Below are 11,850 nucleotides of genomic sequence, written 5' to 3' on the forward strand. Positions count from 1 at the left end.
CTCGTAACCACTCACAGCAGTTGAGGGTCAGGAGATGACGCGCATGCTCCCGTCCAGCTCGCCCCGCTCCTGGCGGGCGGCCAGGACGGCGAGGCGCGTGAACCTCTTGTCGAACGACTCCTGGGTGAGACCCCGCTCCTTGTACTCCTTCGCGAGCTGGGCGGCGCCGTCCGGGATGGACCACTGCGCCTCGAAGCCCAGCTCCTTGCGGGCGCGGGCGAAGTCGACGCGGTAGGAACGGGGGTCGTTGCCCGCCTCGCCGGTGATCGAGAGCTCGGAGCCGGGAACGGCGTCCACCACGGCTTGGGCGATCTCGGCGACCGTGCGGTTGTTCCGCTCCGTGCCCACGTTGTAGGCGCGGGCGCGCACCACGTCGGCGGGCGCGGCCAGCGCCGCCACCACGGCACCGGCGATGTCGTCGGCGTGGGCGAGCGGACGCCACGGCGTGCCGTCGGACAGCACCTTGACCACGTTCGTCAGGACCGCGTGCCCCACGAGGTTGTTCAGCACGATGTCGGCGCGCAGCCGCGGCGAGAAGCCGAACGCGGTGGCGTTGCGCATCGAGACCGGCACGAAGTCGCTGTCGGCCAGCTCGGCGAGGTCATCCTCCACGCGGACCTTCGAGATCGCGTACGGGGTGACCGGCTTGAGCGGCGCGTCCTCGTCCACGAGGTCGTCACCGGACTGGGCGCCGTACACCGAGCAGGTGGAGGCGTAGACGAACCGCTTGACGCCGGCCTCCTTCGACAGCCGGGCCAGGCGGGTGGAGGCGTGGTGGTTGATGTCGTAGGTGATCTCCGGGGCCAGCGAGCCCAGCGGGTCGTTGGACAGCGCGGCCATGTGGACCACCGCGTCGAAGCCCCGCAGCTGCTCGACACTCACGTCACGCAGGTCGGTGGACAGGCCTTCGACGTCCGGGGTGTCCAGGGTGCCGAGCACGCACTCGGCGAACAGGCCGCTGTCCAGGCCGGTCACCTCGTGCCCTGCCGCGGTGAGGATCGGGGCCATCACGGTGCCCAGGTAGCCCTGGTGACCGGTCAGCAGGATGCGCACGAGTGCTCGTTCCCTTCGTCGTCGTCAACTTCTCGTCGAGCCGTCGCCGCGGCCCGTTACCGGATCCCGTCCATCGGGTCGCCGCTCGGGAGCGGCGCCACACCGAGCACCATCTTCGCGACGTGGAACGCCTCGGCGTACCGCGCGTGGCACTGCACGCCCCGGATCCGCGCCAGCCCGCCGAACGTCTCCGCGTCGAACCAGACGCGGTCCCGCTGGGAACCGTAGTGCTCGTGCAACTTGGCGATCTTCTCCCGGAGCACGGGCTCGGCGAGCGGGAGGTACACGGACGGCTGGGCGAGGTCGCCGTCCCACTTGAGGATCTCGTAGCCCAGCGTGAGGTGGTCCCGGAAGACGGTGGGAACCAGCTCGGCGAGCGTGCGGTGGTCCTGGTGGGCATCGTGCGCCGACGGCGCGAACACGAGGTCCGGCTCGCCGTGCGTGCGCAGCTCCTCGAGCGAGAGCTTCGCCCGCTCCCACCGGGTGGGCACGCGCCCGTCGGGCAGGTCGAGGACCGTGACGTCGAGCGTCGCGCCCGGGCAGAAGGCGGTCAGCGCCGCCCGCTCCTCCTCCTCGCGCAACGACCCCCCGCCGGTGAGCACGAGCACCGTGACGGTGACGCCGGGGTGGGCGCGGCACAGCTCCAGCAGCGCGCCGCCGGCGCCGATCGCGATGTCGTCGCAGTGGGCGCCCAGCAGCAGCATCCGGTCGAGGCGTTCGGGTAGGAGGCTCAGCACGGTCGGATCAACGCCCCGCTCAGCGCTCGACGAGGGAGCCGCCCATGGCCGCGATGGCGGCCTGCAGCGGGTCGTGCTCCGGGGCGATGAAGTCCGGTTCGTCGCCGGCGTCCACCGCGTTGTCGGCGCCCCGCTCCCAGAGCATCCACGGGCGGTTGCCCGCCCCGTAGGCGGCTTCGAGCGCGTGCCGCTCCTTCACCGTGTCGGCCGGCTGCCAGAACCCGCGGTGCCGGTAGGCCATCAACCGGCCCTCCTTCGCCAGCGGCCGGCACGCGTCCATGATCAGGTCCCCGTTCCGGGGCAGGTAGTCGAAGACCTCCGGGCGCAGCACGAAGTAGCCGCCGTTCTCCCACAGCGGCATCTCCTGCAGCGTCGTGATGCCCGCGACCCGGTCGTCCTCGCCCACGTCCACGCAGTGGAACGCCGACTGCGGCGGCACCGCCAGCAACGCGCCCACCGCGTCCGAGCGCCGGAACCTGTCCACCATCGAGTTCAGCGGCAGGTCGGTGAGCACATCGGCGTAGTTGGCCAGGAACATCTCCTCGCCCGCCACGTGCCGGCGCACCCGGCGCAACCGCTCCCCGATCGGCGAGTCGAGCCCGGTGTGGACGAAGGTGATCGTCCAGTCCGAGATGTCGCTGCCGAGCAGGTGCACGTCGCCGCCGCGCAGCACGAAGTCGTTGGACGCCGTCTCGGAGTAGGTGAGGAAGAAGTCCTTGATGTGGTGCGCCCCGTAGCCGAGGCACAGCACGAAGTCGGTGTGCCCGAAGTGCGCGTAGTAGCGCATCACGTGCCAGATCAGCGGGCGCGGGCCCACCGGGTGCATCGGCTTGGGCAGGTCGGAGACACCGTCGCGCATCCGCATCCCGTACCCACCGCAGAACAGGACGACCTTCACGAGACCACCTCGAGCTCGGGGATCGGGAACACGAGTTTGCCGCCCCACTCGCGCACGTAGGACAGCTGCTCGACGAGCTCGTCACGCAGGTTCCAGGGCAGGACGAGCACGTAGTCCGGCCGGTCGGCGGCGATCCGCTCCGGCTCCAGCACGGGGATACGCATCCCCGGGGTGAACTTGCCGTGCTTGTAGGGGTTGCGGTCGACCGTGTACGCGAGCAGGTCCGGCCGGATCCCGCAGTAGTTCAGCAGGGTGTTGCCCTTGCCCGGAGCGCCGTAACCGACGGCCTTCGCGCCCGCACGCCGCGCGTCCACCAGGAAACCGACCAGGTCGTCGCGCACCCGCGACACGGCATCGGCGAACCCGTCGTGCCCCTCCGCGGTGTGCAGCCCGGCGGCCTCCTCCGCGGCGAGCACCGCACGCACCCGCTCCGACGGCTCACCGGCCACCTCGCTGGGCCGCGCCCACATCCGGATCGACCCGCCGTGGGTGTCGAGCAACTCCACGTCCACGAGCGTGAGGCCACCGGTGGCCAGCGCCCGCTGGCCCGTCAGCAGCGTGTAGTACTGGAAGTGCTCGTGGTAGATCGTGTCGAACTGGGTGCGCTCAACCAGCGTCAGCAGGTGCTGCACCTCGATCGACACCCACCCGTCGTCGGCCACCATCGACCGCAGCCCCCGGGTGAACCCGATGACGTCCGGGATGTGCGCGTAGACGTTGTTGAGGCACACCAGGTCGGCCGGTCCGTGCTCGGCACGCACCTGCTCGCCGGTCTCCGGTGTGAGGAACGCCGTCAGCGTGGGCACGCCCTTCTCCCGCGCCGCCTCACCGACGTTCACCGACGGCTCCACACCCAGGCAGCGGATGCCCCGCTCGACCACGTGCTGCAGCAGGTAGCCGTCGTTGCTCGCCACCTCGACGACGAACGACTCCGGCCCCAGCCCCAGCCGGGTCACCGCGTCGTCGACGAACCGGCGGGCGTGCTCCACCCACGACGTGGAGAACGACGAGAAGTAGGCGTACTCGGTGAACGTGTCCTCGGGCGTGATCAGCGGCGGCAGCTGGGCCAGCAGGCAACTGCCGCACACCCGCACGTGCAACGGGTAGGTGACCTCGGGGGCCTCGGCCTCCTCGGCGGTGAGGATCCGCTCACAGGGCGGCGTGGCACCGAGGTCGAGGAAGCTCCGCAGCTGCGTGGAACCGCAGAGCCGGCAGGTCAGGGCCGGGCCGTCGATGCCCGGCCCGCGCGTTTCCGCGTCGGACTGGGCAGCGTTGTCGGTCAGCACCGCGTCGACCCCCCGGCTTGTCGCGTCGATGCGCACTCTCTCCACGCGCACGGCCGCCAGTGTTCCACGCTCCGCACCGCGCCCGACCCCGGGTGGGGCGACACGCCGGGCATCGGCCGTTGCGGGCCGCCTCCGACGCCGGCGCCGGTTCGGCCTGGTCAGACTGGTCGGACGGCGGTCAGCTCGAGGTGAGGCGGGCCAACCTGCGCGGGGTCGGCCAGCGCACGTCGTACGCCCAGCCGAGACGTTCGAACACCCAGATGAGGCGGGCGGAGATGTCGATCTGACCGCGCAGCACCCCGTGGCGGGCGCACGTCGGGTCGGCGTGGTGCAGGTTGTGCCACGACTCGCCCATCGACAGGATCGCGAGCGGCCAGAAGTTGCGCGAGCGGTCGCGCGAGCGGAACGGGCGCTCCCCCACCATGTGGCAGATCGAGTTGATCGACCACGTCACGTGGTTGGAGACCGCGAGCCGGACCAGGCCGCCCCAGAAGAAGCCGGTGATCGCGCCCGCCCACGACCAGGACAGCAGCGCCCCCAGCGCCGCCGGCAGCAGCAGGCTGACCGCCACCCACACCCCGAACGTCCTGCTGACGCGCACGATCGCGCGGTCGGCGAGCAGGTCGGGGATGAAGCGGCGGTGGTTGGTCTCGTTGCGGTCGAAGAACCACGTCATGTGCGCGTGCAGGAAGCCCCGCGCCACCGCGAGCGGGGAGGTGCCGAAGAGCCACGGCGAGTGCGGGTCGCCCTCCCGGTCGGAGTAAGCGTGGTGTCGCCGGTGGTCGGCCACCCAGTTGAGGACGTTGCCCTGCACGGCGAGCGAGCCGGTGATCGCCATCGCCACCCGCAGCCACGGCTTCGCCTTGAACGACTTGTGCGTGAAGTGCCGGTGGAACCCGACCGTGACACCCAGGACCGCCACGACGTAGAACACGGCGAGCAGCACCAGGTCGTGCCAGTCGACCCCCCAGCCCCACACCAGCGGCACGGCCACCACCAGGGCGACCATCGGCACCCCGACGAAGATGTAGATCAGCGCGTGCTGCAGCGCGGTGCGCCGCCCGGCGATCACCGGGTTGGGGCCGGCAGCGAGCGGGTCCTCGGCCGTAACGGTCATCTGGCTCCTCGGGCTGGTGCGACACCGGTCTCGAGCGGCGAGGCTAGGGGATCGTCGTGTCGTCCACCGTCCCCGAATGCGAACTCGCGGCGAACCACCCGAAGCGCGCAGACGTCACCGCCCATCCGGCCCAACGCGGCGCCCTGCGAACCGGTTCCCGGCGCGTGCCAGGATGAAGGCCTGTCCGCCGTGGTGTAACGGCAGCACCTCGGATTTTGGTTCCGATGGTCCAGGTTCGAATCCTGGCGGCGGAGCAGGTCGGCCGCGGTCACTTGCGGAACAGCAAGTACAGCACCAATAGGATGATGAGCAGGGCGAACAGTCCTCCACCACTTCCGTCGTGATCGCCGTCGGCCAGGATCATTCCGACAGTTCCTGCCACGGGCAGACCTCCGCAGCGTGTCCGAGTAGGCGTCGCGTAACCCGATCGGGTACCCGGGACCCAGTCAACGACACCCGCCCGGGATCGACGGTGTGACACGCCGCATCGATCCATATCCCTTCGGTGAGCCCCGTCCCGGATCCCTCCTGCGGGGGAATCGGCTCGTGTCGGTGGGGGATCCGCCGCTACCCCGGACCGGCGAGGGTCGGGACATGTCGACGTTCCGGAACGAGCTGGTGCCGGCCTGGGCGGAGGTTGCCGCGTGGGCCGTGCCCGCGACCGTGTTGCCCTCCGCGGTGTGGCGGGTCGTGGACTGGGTCCACGGCCTCGCGTACGGGCATCCGTGCGCGGCGCCGGGTCACCCGCTGTGGGAGAAGATCTACGTGCCGTCGCTGTCGGTGGTCTCGCTCGGGCTCGCGCTGCTGACGCTGGGGTTGGTGCGTCCGTGGGGCGAGGTGTTCCCGCAGTGGATGCCGGGCGTCGGGGGCCGCCCGGTGCCGGTGCCGTTCGCCGTGGGGGTCGCGGCGACGGGCGGGCTGGCCGTGGCGGCGTTCATCGTGCGCGGGCTGGTCGGCGGCGAACCACCTCACACGCTGCCGGCCGGCTGCGTCCCGCCCGGGTGGGAGATCCTGCAGTTCTACGCGCCGATGGTCCTGTGGCCACCGCTGCTGCTGGCGGTCACGTACCACTACTACCGGCGCCGGACACGGACGAACGGCCCTCTCGTCGGCTAGATGCCGACGAGAGGACCGTTCGTCGTGGCTCGGTTCAGCGGCCGCCGGGACGCGGCGGCGGCTCGGGCGGACGCCCGTTCCCCGTGCACCTCATGTCCAACTCCTTCACCCCTCGAGACCCACCGGCGCCGCTCACTCGAGGGCGGCGTCCAGCGTGATCGTTGTTCCGGTCAGTGCCTTGCTGACCGGGCAACCGTCCTTCGCCGCCTGAGCGGCCGTTTCGAAGCCGGCCGCGTCGAGGCCCTCGACCTCGGCGCGGACGGTGAGCGCGATCTCCGAGATCCGGAACCCTCCCGCGGGGTCCGGCGACAGCGTGACGGCGGCCGTGACATCCAGCGACTGCGGCGTGCCCCCCGTACGCGCGACCTCCGCCGAGAGCGCCATCGCGTAGCACGTCGAGTGGGCGGCGGCGATCAGCTCCTCGGGGCTGGTCGTGCCGTCGGCGTCGTCCGCGGCCCGCTTCGGGAAGCTGACGTCGTAGGTCCCGACGCCGCTGCTGGTGAGCTCGACCTGACCGGACCCGCTCTGCAGGTCTCCGTTCCAGGCCGTCCGGGCGGTACGCGTCGGCATGCTGGTGCCTCCTCCTGGTCGTCGCTCCACCCCTGACAACTGTTGAGTCGCCGCGGGCGTCCCGGATGACACGCCCGATGAGCCGACCGGTGGGTGATCGACGGCGAGTGGTCGTTCCAGCCGTGTTACGGGCAGAGCACGACCTGGTGTCCGGGGGACACTAGTGAACCTCGACCGCATCCCCGACTTCGAGGAAGTCGTAGAACTCGATCGCGTCCTCGTGCCCGAGGCGCACGCACCCCTTCGACGGGGTGTCGAGCCTGCCCTCGTGGAACGCGATGCCACCCTCGGCGAAGAAGACGGCGAACGGCATCGGCGCGCCGTCGTACTCGACGCTGCGGTGGTTCGTGTCCTTCCACTCCACGCGGAAGTCGCCCTTCGGCGTCTGGTGGCTGGGACCGCCGATGGCGACCTGGATCGGCCCGCGCGTGACCGCCCCGTCGTCGATGAGCCATGCGCGCTTCGAGGCGAGGTCGACGCAGGCGCTCACGTCGTCCGTACAGGGGGTGCCGTCGACGAGGCCCTCGTCCGCCTGTGCGGTGCCGGCGACGCCGAACCCACCGAGAACGACCAGCGCGGCCGCCGCCACCAGCGAGCGCGCGCGCACGCCTGCCCCCCTGCTGTGCTTGCCCATCGAAGCCTTCCGAGTCGATACACGTACCGGTCCGTGACGATCCCGGCACGGAGAGTGCCCGGCCCGCACAACGACCGGCGTCCGTCCTGGTTACGTGGCCTCACCGGACGACGGCACACGGTCGGGTGAACCCGTACGATCAGCCGGTCCCGACCGCCGGCACCGGCGCGTCGAGCCGCGCCCGGCGCGGCATCGCCGTCCCGCCTGTCGTGCCGGTTCCCGGCCACCACCAGGAGTGGACTCCATGCTCGACCCGCACGGGCGAGGATCGTCCGACGGCACACCGTCCCGGCCGGCCGCGGCCATCGTGCTGGCGGCCGGCGAGGGCACGCGAATGCGATCCGCCGTCCCGAAGGTCCTGCACCGCATCGGCGGCCGCAGCCTGCTCGGTCACGCCGTCCACGCCGCCGCCGCGCTGGAACCCGAGCACCTCGTCGTGGTCGTCGGCGCCGGCGGTGAGCAGGTGCGTGAGGCGCTGACCGGGATGGCCGATGAGCTCGCCCGCCCGGTGCTCGCCGCCGAGCAACACCAGCGGCTGGGTACGGGCCACGCCGTCCGCTGCGCCCTGGACGCCCTGCCCGACGACCTGAGCGGCCCCGTCCTCGTCACCTACGGCGACGTGCCGCTCCTCGCGTCCGACACGCTCACCGCGCTGCTGCACGACCACGCGTCGTCCGGCGCGCCGCTGACCGTGCTCACCAGTGCGGTCGACGACCCCACCGGGTACGGACGGGTCCTGCACGCCACGGACGGCACGGTCTCCCGCATCGTCGAGGAACGCGACGCGTCGCTCGAGGAGCGAGCCGTCCAGGAGATCAACTCCGGGGTCTACGCGTTCGACGCGGCGTTCCTCCTCTCGGCGATCGGTCGGCTGCGCACCGACAACAACCAGGGTGAGCTCTACCTCACCGACCTCGTCACCATCGCCCGCGCCGACGGCGCCGACGCCCGTGGCGTGCGCTGCCCCGACGCGTGGCAGGTGCGCGGGATCAACGATCGCGTGCAGCTGGCCGCGCTGCGCGCCGAGCTCAACCGGCGCCTTCTCGAGCGCTGGATGCGCGCCGGCGTCACCGTCGTCGACCCGCCGACGACCTGGGTGGACGTCCAGGTGCGGCTCGAACCGGACGTCCTGCTGCACCCCGGCACCCAGCTGCACGGGGCGACGTCGGTGGCGGGTGGCGCCGAGATCGGGCCCGACACCACGCTCACCGACTGCGCGATCGGGGCCGGAGCCGTGGTCGTGCGCACCCACGGCAGCGGCGCGGAGATCGGGCCCGGCGCGTCCGTCGGGCCGTTCGCCTACCTGCGTCCCGGCGCGCGGCTCGGGGAGCGCGGCAAGATCGGCACCTTCGTCGAGGTCAAGAACTCGGACATCGGCGCGGGCACCAAGGTGCCGCATCTCACGTACGTCGGCGACGCCACGATCGGCGAGCACAGCAACATCGGCGCGTCCTCGGTGTTCGTGAACTACGACGGGGTGCGCAAGCAGCGCACGGTCGTCGGTTCGCACGTCAGGACGGGGTCGGACAACACGTTCGTCGCACCCGTGCAGGTCGGCGACGGTGCCTACACCGGCGCCGGCGCCGTGGTCCGCGAGGACGTCCCGCCGGGGGCGCTGGCCGTGTCGGCCGGGTCACAGCGCACCATCGAGGGGTGGGTCGCCCGCAAGCGGCCCGGCACCCCGGCCGCCGAGGCCGCCGCCCACGCGGCCGACCCGGCCATCGACGTCCACGGAGGCACAGCACGGTGAGCGCGATGTCGGCGACGCCCAAGAAGTACCTCATGCTCCTTTCCGGGCGGGCCCACCCCGAGCTGGCCGAGCAGGTGGCGAAGCACCTCGATGTGACGATCACGCCCCAGGCGGCGTACTCGTTCGCCAACGGGGAGATCTTCGTCCGGTTCGAGGAGTCGGTTCGCGGCTGCGACGCGTTCGTGCTCCAGTCGCACTCCGAGCCGATCAACGACCAGATCATGGAGCAGCTGATCATGGTCGATGCGCTGAAACGGGCGTCGGCCAAGCGGATCACGGTCGTGATGCCGTTCTGGGGCTACGCCCGCCAGGACAAGAAGCACCGCGGCCGGGAGCCGATCTCGGCGCGCCTGATCGCCGACATGTTCAAGGTCGCGGGTGCCGACCGGATCATGACCGTCGACCTGCACACCGCCCAGATCCAGGGCTTCTTCGACGGCCCGGTCGACCACCTCTTCGCGCTGCCGGTGCTCGTCGAGCACATCAAGCGCACCTACGCGGACGAGCAGCTCGCGGTCGTCTCCCCCGACTCCGGCCGCGTCCGGCTGGCCGAGCGGTGGGCGGAGACGCTGGGCGGCACGCCGCTGGCGTTCATCCACAAGTCCCGCGACCCGCGCCGCCCGAACGAGGCGGTCGCCAACCGGGTGGTCGGCGACGTCGAGGGCCGGCTCTGCGTCGTGATCGACGACATGATCGACACCGGCGGCACGGTGGCGAAGGCGGTCGAGGTGCTCCTGCAGTCCGGCGCGAAGGACGTCGTGGTGGCCGCCACGCACGGCGTGCTCTCCGGCCCGGCCCCGGAGCGGCTGGCCGGGTGCGGGGCCCGCGAGGTGATCTTCACGGACACCTTGCCCATCCCCGAGGAGAAGCGCTTCCCGACGATGACCGTCCTGTCGATCGCCCCGCTCCTCGCCCGGGCCATCCACGAGGTCTTCGACGACGGCTCGGTCACGAGCCTGTTCGACGGCAACGCCTGACGTCCACGGCTAGCGGGCCGGGGCCGGCCGCTCACACACCAACATGCGCGCTCACGCACCAACTGCAGTTCGTGTGTGAGCACCGGAGTTCCTGTGGGAGCGGGTCGGCAGACGGTCGGCTGCCGGTACCCGGGCAGCGGAAGGCCACGGGTGGTCGCGTATCGTCGAGCACCGTTCCGCGGCGAGGGTGGGTGCACGCTGGCCCGCCGTGATCGACGCAGTCCCGGCTCCGACCGGTCTGCCTCGTCGCGCGCGTCCACCGCAGCAGTACCGATCGAGGAGACCACCGTGGCCGAGGCCCGTATCGACGCCGAGACCCGCACGGAGTTCGGCAAGGGCGCCGCCCGCCGCACCCGCCGCGCGGGGAAGATCCCCGCCGTGCTCTACGGGCACGGCACCGACCCGCAGCACCTCTCGCTGCCGCAGCTCGAGTTCGCCCGGGTGATCCGCGATCAGGGCCGCAACGCGGTGCTGAGCCTGATCATCGGGGGCAAGACGCAGCTCGCGCTGACCAGGACGGTGGTCACGCACCCGATCCGCCCGTACATCGAGCACGTCGACCTGCTGGTGATCCGCCGCGGCGAGAAGGTGGCCGTCGAGGTCCAGCTCGTCGTCACCGGCGATGCCGCTCCCGGCACCCTCGTCACCCAGGAGCTCAACACCCTCGAGGTGGAGGCCGACGTCTCGAACATCCCCGAGCAGATCGAGGTCTCCGTCGAGGGCCTCGAGATCGGCTCCCAGATCCACGCCTCCGACGTGCAGCTCCCCGCCGGCACCGAGCTGAAGGCCGACGCCGAGCTGCTCGTCGTCAACGTCGTCGCCACGCCCACCGAGGAACAGCTCGAGGCCGACGAGGGCGAGGCCGCGACCGACGCAGCCTCCGAGGCAGCTGCCGATTCCTCGGAGTCCTCCGACTCGGACAGCTGAGCATGGCGCCGGCCCCCGCTCTGGTGGTCGGGCTCGGCAACCCCGGCCCGGCCTACGCCGACACCCGGCACAACGTCGGGTTCGGCGTGGTCGAGCTGCTCGCCGAGCGGGCCGGCGGCGGCCGCTTCTCCAAGCACCGCAGCAACGCGGACGTGCTCGAGGGCAGGCTCGCCGGGCGGCGGGTGGTGTTCGCGAAGCCACGCACGTACATGAACCTCTCGGGCGGGCCGGTCGCCGGCCTCGCCCGGTACTTCTCGGTGCCGGTCGAGGATCTCGTCGTGATCCACGACGACCTCGACCTGGGCTTCGGCGTGGTCCGGCTCAAGCGCGGCGGCGGCGAGGGCGGCCACAACGGCCTGCGTTCGATCAGCTCGTCCCTCGGCACGAAGGACTACCTGCGCGTCCGCTTCGGCATCGGCCGGCCACCGGGCCGCCAGGATCCGGCCGACTACGTGCTCAAGCGGTTCTCGGGCACGGAGCGCAAGGAGCTCGACCTCGCGGTCGACCTCGCTGCGGACGCCGCCGAGGCGCTGCTCGCGGACGGGTTGGAGCCGGCGCAGAACCGGTTCCACGCCCTCAGCGGCTAGCGCCTGTACGCACCTCCCAGCACGCCGCAGCGGCTTGATCAGCAGTTCGGCGCGTTCCGGGGTCGAATTCGCCCGTGCCAAGTCCGGACACATCGGTGACAGGTATGTCTCGGGACATCGGTGACAGCTGACCTGGTCGCGGTCGAGACTTTCGGCCGTGGTCGGAAGGGTTGTCCCGATGGAGACACGGCTGGCGAT

12 protein-coding genes and 1 tRNA gene are annotated in these 11,850 nt (G+C 71.4%); 6 read left to right on the plus strand and 7 right to left on the minus strand.

The window, feature by feature from the left end; all coding sequences use genetic code 11:
* Window positions 1-27: 27 nt before the first annotated feature.
* The 5 genes from ACU436_RS24525 to ACU436_RS24545 form a co-directional block, all read right to left on the minus strand.
* Window positions 28-1,053: an NAD-dependent epimerase/dehydratase family protein gene (locus ACU436_RS24525; protein WP_459029056.1), complete on the minus strand. Its 1,026-nt coding sequence runs from the start codon at window positions 1,051-1,053 to the stop codon at window positions 28-30.
* Window positions 1,054-1,109: 56 nt separating this feature from the next.
* Window positions 1,110-1,790 (minus strand): PIG-L deacetylase family protein, encoded by a 681-nt coding sequence (locus ACU436_RS24530; protein WP_459029058.1) that lies wholly within the window; start codon window positions 1,788-1,790, stop codon window positions 1,110-1,112.
* Window positions 1,791-1,809: 19 nt separating this feature from the next.
* Window positions 1,810-2,688: a sugar phosphate nucleotidyltransferase gene (locus ACU436_RS24535; RefSeq protein ID WP_459029060.1), complete on the minus strand. Its 879-nt coding sequence runs from the start codon at window positions 2,686-2,688 to the stop codon at window positions 1,810-1,812.
* Window positions 2,685-3,923, minus strand: coding sequence for a class I SAM-dependent methyltransferase (locus ACU436_RS24540; RefSeq protein ID WP_459029123.1), 1,239 nt, complete (start codon window positions 3,921-3,923; stop codon window positions 2,685-2,687). The genes ACU436_RS24535 and ACU436_RS24540 overlap by 4 nt, the downstream gene beginning before the upstream one ends.
* 229 nt (window positions 3,924-4,152) lie before the next feature.
* Complete coding sequence (locus ACU436_RS24545) at window positions 4,153-5,091, minus strand: acyl-CoA desaturase (protein WP_459029062.1); 939 nt, start codon at window positions 5,089-5,091, stop codon at window positions 4,153-4,155.
* Window positions 5,092-5,274: 183 nt separating this feature from the next.
* Between ACU436_RS24545 and ACU436_RS24550 the strand changes: the two genes are divergently transcribed.
* Window positions 5,275-5,345, plus strand: a tRNA-Gln gene (locus ACU436_RS24550).
* A gap of 340 nt (window positions 5,346-5,685) precedes the next feature.
* A complete protein-coding gene (locus tag ACU436_RS24555) occupies window positions 5,686-6,207 on the plus strand; it encodes a hypothetical protein (protein WP_459029064.1) in 522 nt (173 codons plus the stop codon).
* A gap of 132 nt (window positions 6,208-6,339) precedes the next feature.
* On the opposite strand, the gene ACU436_RS24560 is transcribed toward ACU436_RS24555, so the two are convergent.
* Both ACU436_RS24560 and ACU436_RS24565 read right to left on the minus strand, forming a co-directional pair.
* Window positions 6,340-6,777 carry an OsmC family peroxiredoxin gene (locus tag ACU436_RS24560; RefSeq protein WP_459029066.1) on the minus strand — a complete coding sequence of 146 codons (438 nt, stop codon included), beginning with the start codon at window positions 6,775-6,777 and terminating at the stop codon, window positions 6,340-6,342.
* Window positions 6,778-6,937: 160 nt separating this feature from the next.
* Window positions 6,938-7,384 (minus strand): L,D-transpeptidase, encoded by a 447-nt coding sequence (locus ACU436_RS24565; protein WP_459029068.1) that lies wholly within the window; start codon window positions 7,382-7,384, stop codon window positions 6,938-6,940.
* Window positions 7,385-7,655: 271 nt separating this feature from the next.
* Here ACU436_RS24565 and glmU point away from each other — a divergent pair, with 271 nt between their 5' ends.
* From glmU to pth, 4 genes are all read left to right on the plus strand, one after another.
* Window positions 7,656-9,161 carry a bifunctional UDP-N-acetylglucosamine diphosphorylase/glucosamine-1-phosphate N-acetyltransferase GlmU gene (gene glmU, locus ACU436_RS24570; protein WP_459029070.1) on the plus strand — a complete coding sequence of 502 codons (1,506 nt, stop codon included), beginning with the start codon at window positions 7,656-7,658 and terminating at the stop codon, window positions 9,159-9,161.
* A gap of 5 nt (window positions 9,162-9,166) precedes the next feature.
* Window positions 9,167-10,138, plus strand: a complete 972-nt coding sequence (locus tag ACU436_RS24575; RefSeq protein ID WP_459029072.1) for a ribose-phosphate diphosphokinase — start codon at window positions 9,167-9,169, stop codon at window positions 10,136-10,138.
* 288 nt (window positions 10,139-10,426) lie between these two features.
* The gene (locus ACU436_RS24580; protein ID WP_459029074.1) at window positions 10,427-11,065 is read left to right on the plus strand and encodes a 50S ribosomal protein L25/general stress protein Ctc; all 639 of its coding nucleotides are present in this window, start codon (window positions 10,427-10,429) and stop codon (window positions 11,063-11,065) included.
* Between the two features lie 2 nt (window positions 11,066-11,067).
* A complete protein-coding gene (gene pth / locus ACU436_RS24585; protein WP_459029076.1) occupies window positions 11,068-11,652 on the plus strand; it encodes an aminoacyl-tRNA hydrolase in 585 nt (194 codons plus the stop codon).
* Window positions 11,653-11,850 lie beyond the last annotated feature (198 nt).

This window comes from Pseudonocardia wallangbongensis, assembly GCF_054486945.1.